This window comes from Paenibacillus sp. oral taxon 786 str. D14, from assembly GCF_000159955.1.
In the GTDB taxonomy this organism is placed as follows: domain Bacteria; phylum Bacillota; class Bacilli; order Paenibacillales; family Paenibacillaceae; genus Fontibacillus; species Fontibacillus phoenicis.
The window spans coordinates 3,895-25,640 of record NZ_GG695994.1 but is presented as its reverse complement, the minus strand read 5'-3'; the positions used below and the strand labels follow the sequence as shown (position 1 = coordinate 25,640).

The window sequence follows — 21,746 nt, the reverse complement described above, 5'->3', positions numbered from 1 at the left end:
TGATGGAGTAGCGTTTGGTATAACCACTTTAAGATACCATAATTCACCGCTGACTTGCCAACGGCTGTCCGTTTAGCATATAATAGCAGGTAATTATGACATGAAATGCGTGGATGGAGAAGAGTAAGCAGGAACCGACCAACAGGGAAGGGGCGCCGGAGATTGAGAGCGCCGCTAGGGAAACGGAGCTGCCGAAGTTCGCTCCGGAGCAGTTCCTTGAACTGCCGCTGCGAATCGTTACGCCGCAAGGCGTATGGTTGCAGCCCGGCACATTAGGGGATACCGGTTACGAGCCGTTATTTCGTTGGAGCGAGAGCAATGCGCACCTTGCGAGCCATGTGGCTGGCTGAGGTTTACGCGGTGCTCTAACAAGGGTGGTACCACGGTCTTTTCGTCCCTTACGGGAGAGAAGGCCTTTTTATTTTGCCTTAAGAGGTTGTTCAATAAGTCATCTTTTGATCACGAAGCAGGACATGAAGCGGATTCGACGTCGAATCTTGAATTCAGCCGGGCTAAGCGTATGCTTACGATGCATGTTTCCTACGGAAACATTTCAGGTGCTCACGTACCCCAAACGTATGCTCCGCTTTTCAGTCCCTAGCTTCATCCAACCTTCTCGGTGCTGAAAACCTGACTTTTTGAACTGACGCTTGTGACTCGGAACGGTTTTGTAAGAAACCGAATCGAGAAGCAGCGCTCATAACATTTTTAGGAGGAGCTATTCATGAAAGAACGTCTTGAAGCACTAAAAGCGGAGGCGCTCAAAGAGCTGGCGGAAACCGTCGATGCCGGGCATTTGAACGACCTTCGGGTCAAATATTTGGGCAAAAAGGGCGCATTAACTGAAATTTTGCGCGGGATGGGGTCCTTAAGCGCCGAGGAGCGTCCGGTGATCGGTCAGATCGGCAACGAGGTCAGAGCCGCCATCGAAGCGGTGATTGAAGAGAAGCAAGCGGTGTTCCAACGCCAAGAAACCGAAGCGCGGCTGGCCGCTGAGAAAGTGGACGTCACGCTGCCGGGCCGACCGCTGAAGCAGGGGAGCATCCATCCGCTGAACCAGGTGATTCAGGAAATCGAAGAGATTTTCATCGGCATGGGGTACCGGATTGCGGAAGGCCCTGAGGTTGAAACGGACTACCACAACTTCGAGGCGCTGAATCTGCCGAAGGACCATCCGGCCCGTGATATGCAGGATTCCTTCTACCTGACGGAAGATTTGCTCATGCGGACACAAACGTCCCCGGTACAGGTGCGGACGATGGAAGCGATGCAAGGGGAAGTGCCGGTCAAAATTATCTGCCCGGGACGCGTATTCCGCCGGGATGACGACGATGCAACCCACTCGTTCCAGTTCCATCAAATTGAAGGGCTGGTTGTAGGCAAACGCATCCGGATGAGCGACCTGAAAGGCACTTTGCTTGAGTTCACGCGCAAAATGTTCGGACCTAACACGCAAATTCGCCTGCGCCCCAGCTTCTTCCCGTTCACGGAGCCAAGCGTTGAGGTTGACGTAACGTGTATGAAGTGCGGCGGCCATGGCTGCCGGGTGTGCAAACAGTCCGGCTGGCTGGAAATTCTGGGCAGCGGGATGGTGCATCCGCGCGTGCTGGAGATGAGCGGCTACGATCCGGAGCAATACAGCGGCTTCGCATTTGGGATGGGTGTAGAACGGATCGCGATGCTGAAGTACGGCGTTGATGATATCCGCTACTTCTTCAACAACGATCTGCGTTTCCTGCAGCAGTTTGCCAGAGTTTAATTTCACGTAAAGAGGGAAGGGAACTGACAATGAAAGTATCAACCGAATGGTTGTCTGACTATATTTCGCTGGATGGGGTAAATGTTGAAGAGCTGGCGGAGCAAATCACCCGGTCCGGGATTGAAATCGATTCGATCGAAAACCGCAATCAAGGCGTTTCGAACGTTGTGGTTGGTTTTGTCAAAAGCAAAGAAAAGCATCCTGACGCTGACAAGCTGAACATTTGCGTCGTTGACGCGGGGCAGGGAGAGGATCTGCAAATCGTATGCGGCGCGAAAAACGTGGCGGCCGGCCAGAAGGTACCGGTTGCGCTCGTAGGCGCCAAGCTGCCGGGCGGGCTGGAGATCAAGAAAGCCAAGCTGCGCGGCGTCTTGTCGCAAGGGATGATCTGTTCGGCCAAAGAGCTTGGCCTCAACGACAAGCTGCTGCCGAAGGAACAGCAGGAAGGCATTCTCGTATTGCCTGAAGAAGTGGAGATCGGCACACCGATTACCCAACTGCTGGGGCTGGACGACAAGGTGCTGGACTTCGACCTGACGCCTAACCGGTCGGATTGCCTGAGCATGATCGGGGCTGCTTATGAGGTAGGCGCGATTTTGAACCGCGAAGTAAAGCTGCCGCAGCCTGAGCTTGCCTCCTCTGGCGTACTGGCCAAGGAACGGATTCAGGTTAAGATCGACGCACCTGAGCTGTGCAGCCGGTATGCGGTACGTTACATCGCCGATGTCAAGGTCGGCCCATCGCCGTTGTGGATGCAAAACCGGCTGATGGCAGCGGGGATTCGCCCGATCAGCAATATCGTCGACATCACCAACTACGTGATGCTGGAGTACGGGCAGCCGTTGCATGCATTTGATGCTGACAAGATCGCCGGCGGCATGCTGGGCGTGCGCCAAGCCAAAGCTGGCGAGAAGCTGGTGACACTGGACGGTCAGGAGCGTGAGCTGGAAGCCGGCGCACTATTGATCGTGGATGGTGAAGATCGTCCGGTGGCTTTGGCGGGCGTCATGGGCGGACTCGATACAGAAGTGACCGATCAAACGGTTAACCTTGTGCTGGAGTCGGCGAAATTTGCCGGCGCCAGCGTCCGCCGCACGTCGCGGACGCTGGGGCTTCGCTCGGAGGCTTCGCAGCGGTTCGAGAAAGAGGTGGATCCGGCTTCCGTCATCCCGGCGCTGAATCGCGCGGCCTCGCTGATGGCAGCCTATGCTGGCGGCCAAGTGGCTGAAGGGATCGTGGAGATCGTTCATCAAGAGCAGGAAGAGAAAGTGATCGCCCTGTCGCTTCAGAAGCTGAACGATTACCTGGGCACGAACATTTCCTCGCTGGAGGCGAAAACGATTCTGGGACGTCTCCGCTTCGAATGTGCCGGCTCGGAGGAGGTCATCGAAGTTCGCGTGCCGACGCGCCGCGGCGACATTACGCGCGACGTGGATTTGATCGAAGAGGTGGCGCGGCTCTACGGTTACGACAACATCGAGGCAACGATGATCGAAGGGGTAACGACAGTCGGCGGCTATACGAAACCGCAGGCGCTGCGCCGCACGATCCGCCAACTGCTCACTCATGGCGGCTGGCAGGAAGTGATGGGTTACTCCTTCATCCGGGAAGGGGCAAGCGCGAAGTTCCCGCAGCTGGGGGAAGGGGATCGGGAGATCCGCCTGGCCATGCCGATGAGCGAGGACCGCAGCGTGCTGCGCGGCAGCCTGCTGCCGGGAATGATCGACATCGCCGTTTACAACCGCAATCGCAAGCAGGACAATCTGGCATTGTTTGAAATCGGCAGCGTCTTCCGCACCAAGGAGGAGAAGCTGACCAAGCAGCCAAGCGAGCTGCCGGTGCTGTCCTTGCTGCTGGCCGGCGAACGGGCAGAAAAACGCTGGAACGCTCCGGCGGAGAAGGTGGATTTCTTTGATCTCAAAGGTGCGTTGGAGAGCCTGTTCGAATACTTGGGGGTTGCTGAACGGATGACGTATGAAGCGGATGGGCCGCAAGGCTTCCATCCTGGACGTTCGGCTTCCATCTTCCTGAACGGCACGTCCGGCAAGGAACGGATCGGTACGCTGGGTCAGCTTCATCCGGAGCTGCAGCGGGAGCTGGATCTGGATGATACGTATGTTGCCGAGCTGCTGCTTGAACCGCTGTACCGCTATGCGGGCGAAGCTTACGTTTACCAAGAGCTGCCGCGTTATCCGGCGATGCAGCGCGATATCGCTGTTGTCGTGAACTCCGATGTGGAAGCGGGCGCGTTAATCGGCGTGATCCGTGAAAAGGCCGGCGAGCTGCTGGAATCGGTGGAGGTATTCGACGTATTTACGGGTGCCAAGCTAGGCGAAGGCAAGAAGAGCGTAGCTTTATCGCTGGTATATCGCCATATGGAACGGACTCTGACGGACGAGGAAGTTGCCGCAGTACACGACCGGGTGGTCGAAGGGCTGTCGCAAACTTTTGCGGCGGAGCTTAGAAAATAGCAGGAATTGGACGAAGTCACATCGAATCATTTGTAGAACGACCGATTCGATGTGACTTTCGTGCAATTATCCGCATCTAAGAGACGACTTACAGGACCGAAGGAGGCACATAACGTTGAGTAACCAAGGCCGAATTAGCGTAAACGTAGAAATTTACGGAACTTCTTATAAAATCGTTGGAAGCAGCGCGGAATATATGAAGCAAGTCGCGCGCCGGGTGGATGAGCATATGCGCAGCATCGCCCAGGCCTATCCCCATCTGGACACGCCGCGGCTGGCTGTGTTGGCAGCCGTGCGCATGGCGGAGGAAGCGATCCGGGTAGATCAGCTGCAGAACGAACTGCAGAATGCCAAGCAGGAGAAAACGGTCCTGCTTCAGGAGAACTCAGTGCTGCAGGATTTACATGCCAAGCAGGAGAGCATGTATAAGGCGCTGCAGGAGGAACAGCAGCAGCTGAAGAACGAGAAGCGTCAGCTTGCCGGGCAAGCGGAGAAGCTGGAAGCCTCCCTGCTGGGGCAGGAGGAGGAGGCGCGCAAGCTTCGCAGCCGGGTACAAGAGCTGGAGCGGCAGCTGGCTGAGCAGCGCGGCAGCAACTCGCAGCTGCAATCCAAGCTGCGCCAAGCCGAACAGCAGACGGCGCGGGAGAAAGAGGAGGCCGCGAAGCTGCAGAAGCAGGTGAGCGAGCTGCAGCGGCGGGAGCAAGAAGCCAAAGCGGCCGAGCAACGGGCGCAGCAGCAAAGCGTGAAGCTGCAGGAGCAGACGAAGCAGCTCCAGAGCACGCTTCAAGCCGCGCAAGCGGAGGCAAAGCAGCTGGAACAGCGGCTGCAGGAAGGCAAGCAGCGGGAGGACAAGCTCCGAGCCGAAGTTTCAGCAGCGCAGCAAAGTGAGAAGTCGTGGCAGAAGCTGGCCGAGAAGCGCAGCGAGGAAATCAGCCGCCTGGAGATCAGCTTGCTCGAGGCTTCCGATAAGAGCGAGCAGTTGGCCGCCGAAGTGAGCCGGTTGGAGCAAGCAAACGGCGAGCTGCAGGCCGAGCGGGACAAGGCGTCGGCGCTGGCCGCCGAGTTGGATTCGCTGCGCTCCCGGTTGGAGCGGGCTGCCAAGGAGCGGGAACAAGCGCTTCTTGAGGCGCAGGCAGCCGGAGAAGAGAAACGGCAGCTGGAGCAAGAGCGGGACGAGCTGAATCTGCGGTTGCAGGAGCTTGAGGACAGCCGCAAATTGGCGGCGCAGCTGGCCGCCGAGCTGGCGAGCTACCGCGAGGCTGCGGAGCAGCGGGAGCAGGAGTGGCGTAAGCAGTGGGCCTCGGCGGAACGTGAGCTGAGCTCTTGGCGCGAGAAGGAAGCCGAGTTGCAGCGGAAGCTGGAGGAATGGCAGCAGGAAAGCGCAGCCGGCAGCGAACGCGTCATCACCATGGCGAGCGACTTCGAGGCGTTGGAGGAAGAGAAACGCAAGCTTGCGGAGCAGCTGCAGGAGGTTACGGATAGTTACGAGGTTATTTCCCATCAATTCAGGCTGTTGCAGCTGGAGCGGGAGAAGGAGCAGGAGCGGCAGGCCGAACGGGAAGAAGAGTACCAGCGGCTGAAGGACGACTATGCCAAGCTTCAATCGGAATTTAACGAATGGATTGAATTGCTGGAGCAGGATCAAAGTTAATGGCGAGAGGATCGCTTTGATGCGATTCAATGAGAGCAAGAGCCCGCGGCTGTGCGCTGCGGGCTCTTGCTACATGCGTTTATTCAACGATAATTTTGGAGATCATGGCGCTGTGGCCGGAACCGCACATCACCGAGCAGGCCACTTCGAACTCACCGGCTTCGGTTGGCACGATCACGGCGGAGTCGTTCTTGCGGTCCAGCTGCAGCTTTAAACCGGGCACGAGAATGCCGTGATTACCGGAGGCGTTCTTGAAAACGATTTTGACCGGAACATCTTTCTTCAAATGGTATTCGGCTTGATCGAATTGATAGTTGCTGGCTTCAATGACCAGTTCCGCTTCCGGTTGGATATTATTCCCGGCGGCACTGCTGTTCTCAGCCGCTTTGCTGCCGCTGCAAGCGGTAACAAGTAACAAGAGTACGGAAGTTGCAACGATGGCTATGCTTTTCTTCACAATAATCCCTCGCGATACAGTATATTTGTGGCAATTTTAAGAATATCATACCGTATTTTGCAGAGGGTGGGTGGTTTAAGGTTTGAAGAATTGTTGAACTTCCTTCAGTTATAAGTCAAGAGGCCGTTCCTTCCGCAGTGAATGGATCACTTGCGGAGGAAGGCCTCTTAGCCCTGAACACAGCCATTAACGATTGTTTTTGTCTTTGGCAGCGTTAAAGGGAGTTGCGACAGGGATGAACAGGTCAATAATCCCGATGACCAATGCAGCAAGTAATGCACCGATCACAGAGACGGAAACGCCGGAAATGATGAACTGGGCAAGCCAGATCACGAGTGCACTCGTAAGAAAACCGACGATTCCTCGCCCGAACGGGGTAACCTTCGTTCCGAAAATGCCTTCAATGGCCCAACCCAACAGGGCGATGACCAAGGCGAGAAGTAAGGCGCTGCCGAATCCACCGATGCTGAATTGCGGTACAAGCCATCCCACAACCAGCATAACTAAGGCGGAGACGATGAATCGCACGACGTGTCCCAGAAAATGCATGTTACATAGCCTCCTTTTGAGAGTAAGTACGTTTGGCTATACGCAATTATCATGTTCCGCAAATCGCATTCTTATGTGTCCAAGGGGGCAAATGGCGAAAAATGAACGGTTTCGTTATAATGGGATCATAGCCCGAGGGGAGTTGTGAACGTACTTGGACGAGAAAATTTTGAAAACCATGGAATATCAAAAAATTATAGATCAGCTGTCCTCTTTTTCCCAAACGGCACTTGGAAAAAGAACAGCCGAAGCGCTGCGGCCCGTCACCGATCTGGAGGACGTCAAGCGGCTGCTTCAAGCCACCGATGAAGCGTTTAAGGTGGACCGTCTTAAGGGGGCGCCCGGATTCGGCGGAATCGTGGATATCACTCCGGCGGTCAAGCGGGCCCGGATCGGCGGGACGCTGAATCCGCACGAGCTGCTGGGCATTGCAACCACGCTGGAAGGCTCGCGCCGGATTAAACGGTATATTGCCACGATGCACGAAGAACATGAAGTTCCGCTGCTGTATCACTTAAGCGATACCTTAAGCGATCAGAAGCCGTTGGAGGATGCGATCAAACGCTGCATCGACGAAAGCGCGGAGGTGCTCGATTCGGCTAGTCCGGAGCTGGCCACCATCCGCCGCGAGCTGCGGAGCGGGGAGGTGCGGATCCGGGAGAAGCTGGATGCGATGATCCGCTCCGCTTCGGTGTCGAAGATGCTGCAGGATCAGCTGATCACGATCCGCGGCGACCGCTTCGTCATCCCGGTCAAAGCGGAATACCGCGCGCATTTTGGCGGGATCGTACACGATCAGTCCGGATCGGGAGCTACGCTGTTCATTGAGCCGGAATCGATTGTGGCGATGAACAACAAGCTGCGCGAGACGCGGCTGCGTGAGGAACGGGAAATCGAGGTCATTTTGCAGAAGCTGACCGCCCTGGTTGGCGAGCAAGCCGAGCTGTTGCTGTACGACGGGGATGTGCTCGGCCAGCTGGATTTCATCTTCGCCAAAGCCCGGTTGGCTCGCGAATTAAAGGGGACGCTGCCGCGGATGAACGACCGCGGGTTCATCAAGCTGAAGAAGGGGCGCCATCCGTTGATTCCGGCTGACCAGGTCGTGCCGATCGATGTGGAGCTGGGGAACCAGTACACGACGATCATTGTCACCGGTCCGAACACCGGGGGGAAAACCGTCACGCTGAAGACGATTGGTCTGCTTAGCTTGATGGCGATGTCCGGGTTGTTCGTGCCGGCGGAAGACGGCAGCCAGCTTTGCGTATTTGATGCCATCTACGCCGATATCGGGGACGAACAGAGCATCGAGCAGAGCTTAAGTACCTTCTCCAGCCATATGACGAACATTATCTCGATTTTGCGCCAGATGACGCCGAAGAGCCTGGTATTGCTGGATGAGCTGGGTGCGGGAACCGACCCGGCGGAAGGCTCGGCGCTGGCCATTGCGATTTTGGAACATATTCATTCGCTGGGCTGCCGGATGGTGGCGACCACTCACTTCAGCGAGCTGAAAGCCTACGCCTACGAACGCAAAGGCGTAATTAACGCCAGCATGGAGTTCGACGTAGCGACGTTAAGCCCGACTTACCGCCTGCTGGTGGGCATTCCGGGCCGAAGCAACGCGTTTGCTATCGCCGAACGGCTGGGGTTGCCGGAGCGAATTCTGGAGTATGCCCGCGGCGAAGTGACTGAAGAGGACATGCGCGTCGAGAACATGATCGCTTCGCTGGAGCAGAACCGCCTTGGGGCGGAGCAGGAGCGGGAAACGGCCGAGCAGCTGCGGCGCGAGATGGAAGAGCTGCGCAGACGCCATGCCGCCGAGCTGGAGAAGCTGGAGCAGCAGCGGGATAAACGCCTGGAGAAGGCGGAGGAAGAAGCGGCAGCGATCATTGCCAAGGCAAGGCAGGAGGCCGAGCGGATTATCAGCGACCTGCGCCGCCTCGCGATGGAGGAAGGCGCGGCCGTGAAGGAGCACAAGCTGATTGCAGCTCGCAAGCAGCTGGATGAAGCCGAGCCGCAGCGCCGCAAGAAGAGTGCAGCGGCCCGCAAGGCGGCCAAACCGCCGCGGCAGATCGAACCGGGCGACGAAGTGATGGTATACAGCTTGAACCAGAAGGGGCACGTCGTTGAGCTCTCCGGCAACAAGGAAGCGATCGTACAGCTCGGCATCATGAAGATGAAGGTGAGCCTGGACGACATGGAGCTGATCGCTGCGCCTCCGGCTAGCAAGCCGGTTCAACGGACGGCTCCCAACGTTAAGCGGACGCGCGATGAGAACGTCCGCACCGAGCTGGATTTGCGCGGAGCGAATTTGGAAGAGGCCTTAATCGAGGTTGACCGTTTCATCGACGAAGCCTACTTAAGCAATTTAGGCCAGATCTACATTATTCACGGGAAAGGGACCGGGATTTTGCGGTCCGGGATCTCGGAGTATCTTCGCAAGCATAAGCATATCAAGAGCTTCCGCCTCGGGAACTACGGGGAAGGCGGAACCGGCGTGACGGTCGCTGAGCTGAAGTAAGAACGAATCGCCTCAAGGTATAAAGGGAGAGGGCGCTATGAAGGAAAGCATTGATCCGATCTTGGAGCAACCGCTGGGGCTGATGATCGGGTATTTTTCCGTGGCGGTGTTAGAATTGATTGTGTTTCTTTCTTGCTTCGAACTGTTTGCAAGATATCGCTGCTGGCAGGAGATCAAGCGCGGCAATATGGCCGCGTCCCTGGCTACCGGCGGAAAAATCTTCGGACTGGCGAACATTATCCGTTATGCGGCGGCACATCCCTCGATTTACGACTTCATGATATGGTCGTCGGTTGGAGCCTTGCTGCTGTTCGCTGCTTATTTGCTGTTTGAATTTTTAACGCCGGTGTTTCGCATCGACGACGAGATTGCAGCGGGGAACACCAGCGTTGGTTTTATCGCAATGGCCGTATCGGTGTCGGTGTCTTTTTTGATCGGCGCTTGTATCGGTTAGGGATCTCAGTTGAAGGAGTAGAACGACGTGAAAAACCTGGTCAGGGTGCTATTTATCGCCTCTATTCTGTTTTTGGCCGCGGGCATTATTTATTTGTGGAATGCTTAATTTGGTAACGAAAGGACGTAGTTGGAATGGATACAACGATTTGCCCATGGTGCCAAACGGAGATCGTTTGGGATGAAGAGATAGGGCCTGAGGAGGTATGTCCTCACTGCCAAAATGAACTAAAGGGCTACCGGACGATCAATATAACGCTGGGCTCGGAGGAAGAGTTCGAAGACGAGGAGAACGACCATCCCTTCCATGATCGGAAGCATTCCCATGATGAGGATGATGAGGATGCGGATGATGATCTTTACTGGGATGAGGATGAAGGCGACTCGCATCTCGGAGGCGTCCGCCGGGTCGAGGCGTTTACGGCATCGGGCGGCGATTTGCTGAAGTACGAGACCGGCGTGGAGAAGCTGCTTGACGGGCAAGACGAGGTACCCGAATGCCCGCATTGCCGGGAATATATGGTGTATGCCGGGAAGCAGAAGCTGGTTCCGGAAGGCGGCGAATTTGTTCCTGCCGATGGGGACCGTCCGCTTCTGTCGGGCGATGCTGAGCTGAACGTATACGTCTGCACCGCGTGCTTCCATGTCAGCCGGTTTTTGGGTGAAGACGCCCGGATCGCCATGATTCGCACGATTGCCGGTGAAGAAGACAACAAGTAAAAAAATTTGGCAGTCACTGGCCCTGTCCTTGATGGACAGGGCTTTTTCGCGTTTGGGGGCCTGCGGGTATGCTTGCTAAGGCCTCATGCTTCGGTCATTTTTGGGTATCTTACAGGGGGAACTCGAAGTTTGGCCGGGAGGAGCGAATCTATGAAAAAACAGCTGAACAGCCAATCCATCCTGCTGCTGGCGGTGAACGGTCTGTTCGTGCTTGCCGGCGCCTTGTCGGGCACGTTCCTGAACGTCTACATCTGGAAAGTGAAAGCGGATTTTAACCTGATTGCCTGGTTTACGTTCAGCCAGCAGCTGGCCTTGGGACTTGTCTTTTGGATTGCCGGGAAATGGGTGAAGGAACGCGACAAAATGATCTTTTTGCGGCTCGGCATTATCGTCTCGGGCATCTTCTATTTGCTGGTGCTGTGGACGGGCAAACATACGGTGGACTACATATGGCCGCTTGGTTTGTTGTTCGGAACCGGTTCGGGATTGTTCTGGCTGGCCTTTAATGTCGTGTATTTCGAGGTGACGGATGTCGAGACGCGGGACCGATTTAACGGCTGGGTGGGGATTCTCGGTTCGGTGATCGGGATCTTTGGCCCGTGGATCTCCGGCTGGCTGATCTCCATGAAACACGGCGAGGCCGGATACCGGCTGATTTTTACCATCTCGTTAATCGTGTATGGGGTAGGGATCTTACTCAGCTTCTGGCTGAAAAAAAGAAAAACGGGAGGTCCTTATCACTGGCTGGCTCCCGTGCAAATGCTGAAAAAGGGCAGCCCGTGGCGCCAGGCTGCGCCCGCTTCGGCCGCCCATGGTCTGCGCGAAGGCGTATTTTCGTTCCTGATCAATTTGCTGATCTTTATCAGCACTTCTGCGGAGTGGCGGATTGGGCAGTTTTCACTGATCACGTCCCTTGTCTCCCTAGTCAGCTTCTGGGCGGTAGGGAAGTGGCTGAAAATCCGCGCGCGCTACTACGGGATGTTGGTCGGGGCTTTGCTCATCACTGCGGTGATCATCCCGTTGCTCTGGAAGGTCAATTACGTCACCCTGATGATGATGGGGGTAGGGACGTCCTTGTTTTTGCCGCTTTACCTGATTCCCGTCATCTCTTCAGTGTTCGACCTGATTGGCAATAGTCCGGAAAGCGTGGAGCAGCGGGTGGAGCTGATCGTGCTTCGCGAGCTTAGCATTACGGTGGGGCGCTTGGGCGGAACGCTGTTGTTTATCGTGGTCTATTCCCTCATTCCGCGCATGTCAACGATCACCTGGCTGATGTTCGCCTTGGGGGCAACGCCGGTGCTGAGCTGGCTGGCCCTGCGCCGGCTGTTGAAGCGGGAGGCGGCCAAAGCCGCCTGATGCGTATAACTCGGCGGAGTTGGCACGGGCTTCGAGGTTCGCGTCAAGTTGGGATGCGGCCCGATAAAGGGAAGGCCGTCCCGGGATTCTCCAAATACGGCCCCCCCAGGCGTAACTGATGGACAGGTGCTCCTGTTCCGGAAACCGTTTGTGGATTTCTTCCAACAGGGCGAACATATCGTTCCTGGAGCGGGGCATACTACCGTAAGAAGGATCAGATGAATCAGAAGGATCAGAAGGATCATCCACCAGGAGGGAATGTTGATGTTGTACTCACAAATGCAGCCATTGTCGATGAAAGAACTGGATTATATCGCCGACTCCATCTCCAACGAGGAGATGCTCACGAAGCTTTGCGCAGCGGCAGCCGCCGTCTCGCAAAACTTTGAAATCGAACAGGCGATGCTGGAGCATATCCGTGCCCATGAGCATCATCTGCACCTGTTAACGGATGCGCTGCGTCAGCATCAAATGGCGGCTCCGGCTTCAACCCTAAATTAATTTTGCTTTCGAGGAGGAATATCCCGATGAATCAGACGGACATCCACGAGCTCTTACCCCAGAACGATTTGTTAAAATCGATTTTGGCCGATTTACGCCGTACTGTTCGAGAATATACGACCGCTACGACGGAGTCGTCCTGTCCGGCCATACGGCAGATGTTTACCGAGTTGACGAACAGCACCTTGCGATTGCAGGGAACGCTGTATGAACTGATGAAGCACCAAGGCATTTACTCAGCGCCGGCACCGGCACCGCGCCAATTGTTGGACAAGAAGCTGCAAGACGCAGAGAAAACCCAGCAGGAGCTGCGTCAGTTTACCGAACGGCGAACTTCCCGCTGGACGCCCCATGCCCATCAGGCTAACGTGGAGGAGCATCAACCTAATGTACTTCCGCCGTATTCGATCTAAGTGCCTAACCGTCCTATCCAAGAGCTTACTTGGAGTGGACGGTTTTTCTATGCAGACGCCCAAAATTCATGTAATATAAGTATTAAATTTGTTCTGCAGACCGCTCAAATGAAGGGCTGCGGGGCATCGCTGGAGGATGAGGGATGAAACAACTAAGCGAATTAAAGCTCAAACTGCTGGACCTCCTCAAAGAGGACGCCCGCCGGGATGCGAACTTACTGGCGACGCTCGTCGGCTCAACGGCGGAGGAAGTGGCGCAAGCGATCCGTGAATTGGAGGAAGATCACGTGATCGTCAAATACGCGACCGTGGTGAATTCAAGTGCACTGGAAGACGAGAAGGTGACGGCGTTAATTGAAGTGCAAATTACACCCGAACGGGGACGCGGCTTCGATACGATCGCGGAGCGGGTATACCTGTTTCCCCAAGTCAAATCGGTATTTTTGATGTCCGGCGCATATGACCTGCTGGTGGAAGTCGAAGGCCGCAACTTGAAGGAAGTGGCGAGCTTTGTCTCCGACAAATTGTCCACCCTGGAGTCGGTGTTGTCGACGAAGACCCATTTTATTCTAAAAAAATACAAGCAAGACGGCATCATCTTCGAAGATCCCGAAGAAGACCGCCGTTTGTTGATATCTCCGTAAAGGAAGTAATGTTATGAGTATTCAATCACAGCGTGCTGAGCAATCGAGTAAAACGATGACATCGTATTTGGCTCCGCGGGTCCGCGAGATTCAACCCTCCGGCATCCGCCGCTTCTTCGATCTGGCTAGCGGAAGCAAGGATATTATCACGTTAGGCGTGGGCGAACCGGATTTTATCACCCCATGGCATGTCCGGGAAGCATGCGTTTACTCCCTAGAGCGCGGGTATACGAGCTATACGTCCAACGCGGGAACGCCTGAGCTTCGGGAAGCGATCGCTGAATATTTGTACACGAGTTATCAGGTGAAATACGACCCGAAAGACGAAATCCTCGTCACTGTGGGCGGCAGTGAGGCGATTGATCTGGCGCTGCGGGCGTTAATCGAACCGGGCGATGAGATTCTCGTCCCGGTGCCTTGCTATATCTCCTACTCGCCGATTGCCATGATCGGGGGAGGGGTGCCCGTCGAAATCGAGACTTACGCCAAGCACGATTTCAAGCTCCAGGCCGAAGACCTGAAAGCGAAGATTACGCCCAAATCCAAGGTTCTCATTTTAAATTATCCCAGCAATCCGACGGGCGGCATCATGACGTACGAAGATTGGCTGCCGATCGCCAAAATCGTTGAGGAGAACGATCTCATCGTCATTTCCGACGAGATTTATGCGGAGCTCACCTATGGGCAGAAGCACGTTAGCTTTGCTTCGATTCCGGGAATGAAGGACCGGACGATTCTGGTTAATGGGTTTTCCAAAGCGTTTGCGATGACCGGCTGGCGGATGGGTTATGCATGCGGACACCCGGACTTGATCTATGCCATGCTGAAAATTCACCAATATACGGTGATGTGCGCTCCGGTTATGGGGCAAGTGGCTGCGCTCGAGGCGCTGAAGAACGGGCTGGAGGAGAAAGACCAGATGGTTGAATCCTACAATCAGCGCCGCCGCTTGATCGTTCAGGGCTTGCGCGACATCGGCCTGGAATGTCACGAGCCACAAGGGGCGTTCTATGCGTTTCCTAGCATCGCGTCTACCGGACTCAGCTCGGAGGAATTCGCCCAACGCCTTCTGCTGGAGGCGAAGGTGGCGGCGGTTCCGGGGAATGTCTTTGGCGCCGGCGGGGAAGGGTTCTTACGTTGCTCCTATGCGACAGGAGTGAATCAGCTCAACGAGGCGTTAAATCGAATGGAGCAGTTCGTCCGTAAATTGAAGCAAGGCTGATTTTGCAAATTACTTAAGACCTACCTGAGAAGATGGAGTTAATGGGGTTAATTAACAATTCTTTCATTTTCTAATTGCTTTAATTTTAATGGACATGGTATAATTTGATTTTGGAAGAAGGTTTTAGTTTCTCAGGGAGGGATTTCTTTTGTGCGGTGAGTACAACGTGCCTTACAATAACGCTTTATTTACTGATGGCCGCGTCATGAGCCCGTGCATGGATCAAGAGGAACGGCCGCATTCACCGCAAGCCGTAACGCTGAAGGATGAAATTCACTTGCTTCGCAGCAAGATGGAACGGCTATTTCTGCAAGAAAAATCCTTTACATCGGACATCGTGATTGAAATCAGCAGCTTATTGGACCTGAAAATTAATGAATTCATGAAAACTATGAAAACCACTCCAAAATCCATTCGACGTTAACCTTGTTTGATCCTTGAAGTTGAAGGAGATCCGCCTTGCGGGTCTCCTTTTTGCGGTTCCAGCAGTTGCATGACCAGCCGGGCTGTGATTTATGGTAAGATGGTACGAGAGTATGTCACGGGGAGGAAAAACGAATGTCGATCTATACGCGTTCCGGCGACCAAGGGCTAACCACAGTCATCGGCGGTCGAGTAACAAAAGATGATGCGCAGGTTGAAGCCTACGGTTCGATCGATGAGCTGAATAGTTTCGTGGGACAAGCAGTCAGTTTATCGGACGAGGTGACGTTTGGCGATCTTCGTGAACAGCTGCTGGAGATCCAGCAGGAGTTGTTTGATTGCGGCTCCGATCTCGCCTACGTCAAGCTGTCGGAAAGCCGCTACAAGGTGACGCCGGAGCTCGCACAGCGGCTTGAAGCATGGATTGATCGTTACGAAGCGGACAATCCGCCGCTTGAGAAGTTTATTTTGCCTGGGGGAACGCCGCTGGCTTCGGCCCTGCACGTTTGCCGGACCGTATGCCGGCGCGCCGAACGCCGCGTCGTTACGCTGAGCCGGGTCAAGGAGATTAATGCCGAGGTGCTGATCTATCTGAACCGGTTGTCGGACTATTTCTTTGCAGCGGCTCGCATGGCTAATCATCGCCAGCAGGTGGCAGATATCGAATACGTGCGGAGCGGGAAGGTGTTTGGCAAGAAGTGAGTTCCGAATATTATGATCCGATTGAATATCAAGTCCCTGCAGCGGAGGACGGTTGGACGGTCAAAAGCGTGCTCCAACGCCGGATGGGGATCTCCCGCAAGCTGCTGTCGCGGATTAAGCTGACCGAGCGCGGGGTGATGCTGAACGGGGAGCGGGTATACATCAGCGTCCCGGTGAAGGCCGGGGATACGGTGAGCGTCTCGCTGGAAAAGGAAACGTCAACCGACATCCTGCCGGAGCCGATACCGTTTGATATCGTCTACGAGGATGAAGCGCTGCTGATCGTCAATAAAGCGGCGGGATTGATCGTGCATCCGACGCATGGTCACTACACGGGGACGCTGGCCAACGGCGTCGTGTATTATTGGCAGGAGAAAGGCGAGAAATTCCGCTTCCGCCCCGTGCACCGGCTGGACCAGGAGACGAGCGGCTTGATCGCCATCGCCAAAAATGCCTACGTGCACCAGCATATTTCCGAGCAGTTGATCGCAGGTGAGGTCACCAAGAAATATACGGCGCTGGTGCACGGTTGTCCGGCGGTGCCGGAAGGAACGATCGACGGCCCGATCGACCGCGATCCTGCCGAACCTCACCGCCGGATTGTCACCCCGTCGGGCTATCCCTCGTTGACCTATTATAAGGTCGCGGAAGCCTACGGCGACGGGGCTCGGGTTGAGCTGCGTCTCGGTACAGGACGGACGCATCAGATCCGCGTGCATATGACGTCGATCGGCCACCCGCTGATCGGCGACAAGTTCTACGGAATGCCGGGGCTCGCGGAGCTGCCGGCACCTGCACGCGAACGAATCGCCCGCTTAGATGCGGCGATCGGGCGACAGGCGCTCCACGCCTCAGAGCTTGGCTTCCGCCATCCGCTTACCGGTGAGGCGCTGACCTTTAAGTCAGAGCTGCCAGAGGATATGCTCAAGCTGGAAGCGATGCTGCGCAGGGCGAGTTTTTAGGAAAGTGGTAAGGAGGAATAAGGAACGTGAGCAAACTGAAGGTTTATCATTATCCGCAATGCGGGACATGTAGAAGTGCAATTAAATCGCTGCAGGCCAAAGGGCATGAACTGGAGCTGCATCATATCAAGGAAACGCCGCCGAGTGCTGCCGAACTGGATAAGCTGGTGGAACTCAGCGGGTTGGAATTGAAGAAGTTTTTTAATACGAGCGGTGAGGTTTACAAGACAATGGGCTTAAAGGACAAGCTGGCGGGGATGTCGCGGGAGGAGCAGCTTCAGTTGCTGTCCTCGAACGGCATGCTGATCAAGCGCCCGATCGTGACGGACGGAAAGACCGTAACTGTCGGTTACAAGGAAGAAGCCTATGTACAGGCTTGGGGCCAATAAATTTGAACGAGAAGGGTGGCTTGGGTGAACCGTGGATTTGGCGCAAAGCAGTAAAAATACGATTCTGCTAGTGGACGGAATGGCGTTAATGTTCCGCGCCTATTACGCTTCGGCCGCAACCGGGTATATCCGGCGGACGAAAGCGGGCGTTCCGACCAATGCGGTGTACGGGTTTATGCGTTATTTTTGGGACGCGGTGCAGAAGTTTGGGCCGACGCATATCGCCTGCTGTTGGGATTTGGGCAGCAAGACGTTCCGGACGGAGCAGTTTGCCGATTACAAAGGAAATCGTGCGGACGCGCCAGAGGGTCTGATTCCGCAGTTCTCCATGATCCGCGAGGTGATGGACAGCTTGGGGATTCCGAACATCAGCTCACCGGGTTATGAGGCGGACGATTGCATCGGAACGCTGGCAGCTCGCTTTGGTCAGGAGATGGACGTGCTGGTGCTGACGGGCGATCACGATATGCTGCAGCTGGTCAGCGAGCGGACAAGCGTAATCATCATGAAAAAAGGCCACGGCAACTACATGGTGTATACGCCGGAGGCCTTGATGGAGGAGAAGCAATTAAGGCCTGAACAGATCGTGGACCTGAAGGCCTTGATGGGGGATACGAGCGACAACTATCCGGGCGTGCGCGGCATCGGCGAGAAAACCGCCTTGAAGCTCGTGCAGGAGCACGGCTCGGTGGAAGGCATCCTGGCCAATCTGGACCAGTTGTCCAAATCGGTCCGGGCCAAAATCGAAGCGGATCTCGATATGCTGCATCTCTCGCGGCAGCTGGCCAAGATCCGCTGTGACATTGAGCTGGAATGCGATGTAGAGACCTGCCGGTTTGAGCTGAATCCGGCGCAGGTAATCTCCAAGTTCGAGGAACTGGAGATGGCCAGCATCAGCGCCTGGATGGGTGTCGTTTAAAAGTGGCCATTAAGGTCAATGGAGTCCGTTACACCGAGAAATTGCCGGGAAATAGGTGAATAAGAGCAATACGGTCCATTACGCAGGTTGCTGTTTTTGCGGTTTTGCGTGCAACTTTAATCCGTGAAGTACGGTTCACCTAATACCTGGTACAGAAAGGTGCGCAGTTCGGTGCCTTCCTCCTCGTTCAGGTTATAAATATGTTCGAGGTACCCTTCCTCCTCCAGGTCGTCGGTGCCAAGAATGGCCGTACGGCCGTTGTGCAGGTCGGTGACCAGCTTCTTCCCATAGAAACGATTGGTCGTGGTGACCGCCAGGTCATAACGCTTCAGCGATCCGCCGATGAACGTGACGAACCGGGTCGAAGTGTTTTCGGTACTGTCGGACAGGAAATCAAGCTCTTGATGCGGGTCGCTCATCCTGTAATGCCTCCCTTATTTCGGAATGTCTCTAGTTATTATACCGGAAAACGGAAGACAATGGGAAAATGATTCCTATGCATTGACAGCTTGGTTGATTATGGTATTATTAGGGATAACAGGTTACGTTTGGAGGAAGCACCTCTTTTGCGAATTTCGCAGAAGAGGTGCTTTTTGTTTTGCGCAAAAAGATGAAATGACTCCTTCGTAGCTGAAAATTTTTCAAGGAGGGACAGGTTGATGCGGGTTGTATTTTTGAACAGTCTGGAGAAGAAGGACGGCGGGGCCATGATTCGGGGGGCCCAGGTGTGGATTGGAGAGGAGGACGGCGTTTGGCGGATGGGCTGGAATGAGGTGACAGCAGACAGTGAGCAGGAGGACCTTTGGTACGAAGGGGCTTCATGGTCGGAGATGCTTCATATTTACCGCCATCGATTGGCCGCCAAGCTAGGCGAGGGGTTTCGCCCCATAATGGAGGGAATCTGGGACGAGAAGGAAGCGTTAACCGGACGGGGGATGGCGGCGCAGAAGCTGTTTTGCTATAGCGAATTAAACAGCAATGAACCGGTATACAACGAGTTGACGGCCTGGCGTCGGAGAAAAGCTTCGTCTGAGCGCAAAGCGCCTTACTTAATTGCCAGCAATCGGTTGCTGCGGATGATCAGCGTATTTCTGCCGCAGACCGTGGATGAGCTGTTGCAGCTGCCGGGCGTTGGTGAGAACAAGGCCGGCGAATATGGCGCCGAGCTGCTGGAGATCACTCGGGCGGCCGAGCGGAAGCGCGGGTTCCCGCTGGATTGGGTCGAGCAGGAAATCGACGACGAGGTTTTCCGTACTTGGCTGTATAAGCAGAAGGAAGTGAAATACCGGGCGGAAATGGAAAAGTTCAACGTCCGTCGAGCGGTGCTCGAAGCCTTGGCCGCAGGGCTTAAGGTAGAGGATATTTGCGCCCGTACGGGCATCGAGCGGCGGGATGCGGTGGAGCTGCTGGAAAGCTTGGAGCAGGAGGGCTACAACACCGAGGATTTGGTGAGTGCCGAACTTGAGGCCATGCCCGAAGCGGAGCAGCAGGCCGTATGGAAAGCTTACGAAGAGCTGGGGGACACGCTCCTGAAGCCGGTTCTGCAAAAGGTGTACGGGCCCGAAGCCAGTGAAGGCGGCAGCGGCAACCTCGATACGCTGTACGAGCGACTGCGCCTGATCCGCATCCGGTACCGCCGCCAGCGCGAGAACGCCCGGCACGCGGGTTGAGGCGGCAAGGGATGCTTTTGGGCAGTAAGGCGGTAAGTGTGGTAGTGCGGTAAGGGTAGTAAGTTGGGGGACGAGTGGCAAGTGCAGTAGTGCGGTAGTGACTGTTGGTGCCGTAAGAGTGGTACGTGTTGCTACTCGCAAGAGTCGCAAATGCAGCAGGTAATGAGGGAATTTCGAAGTGTTTGACCGCCGACGGCCGGATGAACTGTAAAAGTGCAGTTGATCCGGCCGAAAATGCCGCCAAAATGCATTTTAACTGTAAAAGTACAGTTCATTTCGGGAGATTTTGCGGAAAGCAGCCCATTTATCGAAAAAAGACTGCACTTTTGCAGTTAAGAGTCGATTTAGGGGGGGATCGCGGCAAAATAACTGCACTTTTGCAGTTCACGCTCGACTCGCCTAATTTAAACGGTCAGGGGGATTCAGGCGCACGTCCAACAAGGGGCTAGTGCAATACGTCTTGCCGTTCTCAAATGGCCAAAGCCGCAACTTAAACGGCGCATTATCAAGCGTCAGCCTAACGCCCGCGCACACACATCTCGCACCTTCAAAAGGTTAGGCTTCCTAGCAAACGTCTCGCCCAACCAAAAAGGCCAACGCGGACTCCAGCCCGTGTTGGCCTTACTTTCTATATCCAATCTCTCTTCCGGAAGATGTAGTACATGCCGAGGCCGAGCACGGCCATGATGCCAAGGACGATAAAGTAGCCGTACTTCGAATGGGTCTCCGGCATATAGTCGAAGTTCATCCCGTAGATCCCGGTGATCAGCGTCAGCGGGATGAAGATCGTCGTAATCGCGGTGAACACGCGCATGATTTCGTTGGCGCGGTTGGCGATGGCGGCCTGATAGGCCTCGCGTAAGTTGCCGACGAGCTCGCGGAACGTGTCGAAGTTCTCGGAGATCTTCACGGCGTTTTCGTAGATGTCGCTGAAGTATTTTTGCAGTTGGTCGTCGATCAGACGAAGGTCTTTCTTGTTCAAAATGTTGATGACTTCCTTCTGCGGACCCAGCACTTTCTTTAGCCACAAAATTTCACTTCGCAGCCCGATGATTTCGTTCAGGTGCGAACGTTTGGTATGCATCAGGATGTCTTCTTCCAGCTTCTCGATCTTCACTTCAATCCGATCGCCGACGGTGAAGTAGTTATCAACCACCAGGTCGACCAGCAGGTACAGGAACCGGTCGGGCTCGCTGACCTCTTGCTCCCACAGGATCGGCTTCACCGCACGCAGCTCGTTGATTTTCTGTTTAGTAACTGTAATGATATAATGCCGTCCCAAGAAAATGTTCAATGCACGCAGGAAAATTTCCTCGTCATCATACCGAATGCTGTTCACGACGATGAAATAGTGGTTGTCGTAGGTTTCGATCTTCGGACGTTGCTCTTCTTCGCTTAAGCAGTCCTCCACAGCCAGATCGTGCAGTGAAAATAAAGGCTGCAGCAGGGCAAGGTCATCCACGCCCGCGTCGATCCAATAGAAGCCTTCTTCCGGAGGGGTGGTTGTCAACTCCACGTCCTCTACGGGGGTAAATACGCCGGCTAGAACATGACGGATTTTCATATGCTTTCACTCCTTTCCCCGGGCCTGAAGGCCTGGGATGCTCTTGTTGCAGCATAGGAAAGGGACCAACCGCGGGTTCGCCCGGCAACGGTCAAAAAGGCGTTTATGCAAATACCGGGAAACGAAAGTGCCCTTTACGTTCCGCAGGCACCCAGCGGGTCGGTTTCCTATGCAATTGTTTGACCTGGGTGTTCCTCTGCGGACTCGGGTCGCCTTCCATTCTCGGTTTCACCTCGCTATGATCAGGTTACATGAATATGCGTCAAACCCTAGGCCCGTCTGGGCCTAAAGGCACTTGTCTAGTATAACGCCAGCGAATGAAATGTTTCAACCCAAAAGTATACTATGTGCACTGGATTCAAGCGGTCCATGAACACCGTGTGATTTTTCTCGCAGAGTT

The 21,746-nt window shown here is 55.0% G+C and carries 22 protein-coding genes; 18 read left to right on the top strand and 4 right to left on the bottom strand.

The features are described from left to right. The first annotated feature begins 113 nt into the window (after positions 1-113). The 4 genes from POTG_RS20235 (at position 114) to zapA (ending at position 5,881) form a co-directional block, all read left to right on the top strand. On the top strand, positions 114-350 hold the full coding sequence (locus POTG_RS20235) for a hypothetical protein (protein WP_009226702.1): 237 nt from the start codon (positions 114-116) through the stop codon (positions 348-350). A gap of 374 nt (positions 351-724) precedes the next feature. Then, a complete protein-coding gene (gene pheS / locus POTG_RS20230) occupies positions 725-1,759 on the top strand; it encodes a phenylalanine--tRNA ligase subunit alpha (protein WP_009226701.1) in 1,035 nt (344 codons plus the stop codon). 29 nt (positions 1,760-1,788) lie between these two features. Continuing rightward, the gene (gene pheT / locus POTG_RS20225; RefSeq protein ID WP_009226700.1) at positions 1,789-4,230 is read left to right on the top strand and encodes a phenylalanine--tRNA ligase subunit beta; all 2,442 of its coding nucleotides are present in this window, start codon (positions 1,789-1,791) and stop codon (positions 4,228-4,230) included. A gap of 115 nt (positions 4,231-4,345) precedes the next feature. Beyond that, on the top strand, positions 4,346-5,881 hold the full coding sequence (gene zapA / locus POTG_RS20220) for a cell division protein ZapA (protein ID WP_009226699.1): 1,536 nt from the start codon (positions 4,346-4,348) through the stop codon (positions 5,879-5,881). Between the two features lie 79 nt (positions 5,882-5,960). Here the strand turns inward: zapA and POTG_RS20215 are convergent, their stop codons facing one another. Together POTG_RS20215 and POTG_RS20210 are read right to left on the bottom strand one after the other, a co-directional pair. Continuing rightward, positions 5,961-6,338 (bottom strand): cytochrome c oxidase subunit II, encoded by a 378-nt coding sequence (locus POTG_RS20215; protein WP_009226698.1) that lies wholly within the window; start codon positions 6,336-6,338, stop codon positions 5,961-5,963. 186 nt (positions 6,339-6,524) lie between these two features. After that, positions 6,525-6,887 carry a phage holin family protein gene (locus tag POTG_RS20210; RefSeq protein WP_009226697.1) on the bottom strand — a complete coding sequence of 121 codons (363 nt, stop codon included), beginning with the start codon at positions 6,885-6,887 and terminating at the stop codon, positions 6,525-6,527. A 154-nt stretch (positions 6,888-7,041) separates the two neighbouring features. Between POTG_RS20210 and POTG_RS20205 the strand changes: the two genes are divergently transcribed. From POTG_RS20205 to POTG_RS20145, 13 genes are all read left to right on the top strand, one after another. Next, the gene (locus POTG_RS20205; protein ID WP_009226696.1) at positions 7,042-9,408 is read left to right on the top strand and encodes an endonuclease MutS2; all 2,367 of its coding nucleotides are present in this window, start codon (positions 7,042-7,044) and stop codon (positions 9,406-9,408) included. Between the two features lie 37 nt (positions 9,409-9,445). After that, positions 9,446-9,862, top strand: a complete 417-nt coding sequence (locus POTG_RS20200; RefSeq protein ID WP_009226695.1) for a DUF350 domain-containing protein — start codon at positions 9,446-9,448, stop codon at positions 9,860-9,862. A 134-nt stretch (positions 9,863-9,996) separates the two neighbouring features. Next, positions 9,997-10,581, top strand: a complete 585-nt coding sequence (locus tag POTG_RS20195; RefSeq protein WP_009226694.1) for a hypothetical protein — start codon at positions 9,997-9,999, stop codon at positions 10,579-10,581. A 150-nt stretch (positions 10,582-10,731) separates the two neighbouring features. Continuing rightward, positions 10,732-11,937 carry an MFS transporter gene (locus POTG_RS20190; RefSeq protein ID WP_036646433.1) on the top strand — a complete coding sequence of 402 codons (1,206 nt, stop codon included), beginning with the start codon at positions 10,732-10,734 and terminating at the stop codon, positions 11,935-11,937. 264 nt (positions 11,938-12,201) lie between these two features. Continuing rightward, on the top strand, positions 12,202-12,438 hold the full coding sequence (locus POTG_RS20185; protein WP_036646431.1) for a hypothetical protein: 237 nt from the start codon (positions 12,202-12,204) through the stop codon (positions 12,436-12,438). Between the two features lie 26 nt (positions 12,439-12,464). Then, positions 12,465-12,851 carry a spore coat protein gene (locus POTG_RS20180; protein ID WP_009226691.1) on the top strand — a complete coding sequence of 129 codons (387 nt, stop codon included), beginning with the start codon at positions 12,465-12,467 and terminating at the stop codon, positions 12,849-12,851. A gap of 143 nt (positions 12,852-12,994) precedes the next feature. Next, the gene (locus tag POTG_RS20175; protein WP_009226690.1) at positions 12,995-13,495 is read left to right on the top strand and encodes an Lrp/AsnC family transcriptional regulator; all 501 of its coding nucleotides are present in this window, start codon (positions 12,995-12,997) and stop codon (positions 13,493-13,495) included. Positions 13,496-13,508: 13 nt separating this feature from the next. Next, positions 13,509-14,717: an aminotransferase class I/II-fold pyridoxal phosphate-dependent enzyme gene (locus tag POTG_RS20170; protein WP_009226689.1), complete on the top strand. Its 1,209-nt coding sequence runs from the start codon at positions 13,509-13,511 to the stop codon at positions 14,715-14,717. A gap of 205 nt (positions 14,718-14,922) precedes the next feature. Next, positions 14,923-15,141: an aspartyl-phosphate phosphatase Spo0E family protein gene (locus POTG_RS20165; RefSeq protein ID WP_050769825.1), complete on the top strand. Its 219-nt coding sequence runs from the start codon at positions 14,923-14,925 to the stop codon at positions 15,139-15,141. A gap of 134 nt (positions 15,142-15,275) precedes the next feature. Then, positions 15,276-15,842 carry a cob(I)yrinic acid a,c-diamide adenosyltransferase gene (locus tag POTG_RS20160; RefSeq protein WP_009226687.1) on the top strand — a complete coding sequence of 189 codons (567 nt, stop codon included), beginning with the start codon at positions 15,276-15,278 and terminating at the stop codon, positions 15,840-15,842. Continuing rightward, positions 15,839-16,804 (top strand): RluA family pseudouridine synthase, encoded by a 966-nt coding sequence (locus POTG_RS20155; RefSeq protein WP_009226686.1) that lies wholly within the window; start codon positions 15,839-15,841, stop codon positions 16,802-16,804. The genes POTG_RS20160 and POTG_RS20155 overlap by 4 nt, the downstream gene beginning before the upstream one ends. Before the next feature lie 26 nt (positions 16,805-16,830). Then, complete coding sequence (locus POTG_RS20150) at positions 16,831-17,193, top strand: arsenate reductase family protein (RefSeq protein ID WP_009226685.1); 363 nt, start codon at positions 16,831-16,833, stop codon at positions 17,191-17,193. A 37-nt stretch (positions 17,194-17,230) separates the two neighbouring features. Beyond that, positions 17,231-18,112, top strand: coding sequence for a 5'-3' exonuclease (locus tag POTG_RS20145; RefSeq protein ID WP_036646443.1), 882 nt, complete (start codon positions 17,231-17,233; stop codon positions 18,110-18,112). A gap of 116 nt (positions 18,113-18,228) precedes the next feature. Here the strand turns inward: POTG_RS20145 and POTG_RS20140 are convergent, their stop codons facing one another. After that, a complete protein-coding gene (locus tag POTG_RS20140) occupies positions 18,229-18,531 on the bottom strand; it encodes a DUF3055 domain-containing protein (protein ID WP_009226683.1) in 303 nt (100 codons plus the stop codon). A gap of 240 nt (positions 18,532-18,771) precedes the next feature. Here POTG_RS20140 and POTG_RS20135 point away from each other — a divergent pair, with 240 nt between their 5' ends. Further along, positions 18,772-19,782 carry an HRDC domain-containing protein gene (locus POTG_RS20135; protein WP_009226682.1) on the top strand — a complete coding sequence of 337 codons (1,011 nt, stop codon included), beginning with the start codon at positions 18,772-18,774 and terminating at the stop codon, positions 19,780-19,782. Between the two features lie 628 nt (positions 19,783-20,410). Here POTG_RS20135 and corA read toward each other — a convergent pair. Continuing rightward, positions 20,411-21,346 (bottom strand): magnesium/cobalt transporter CorA, encoded by a 936-nt coding sequence (corA, locus tag POTG_RS20125; RefSeq protein WP_009226681.1) that lies wholly within the window; start codon positions 21,344-21,346, stop codon positions 20,411-20,413. Positions 21,347-21,746: the final 400 nt, after the last annotated feature.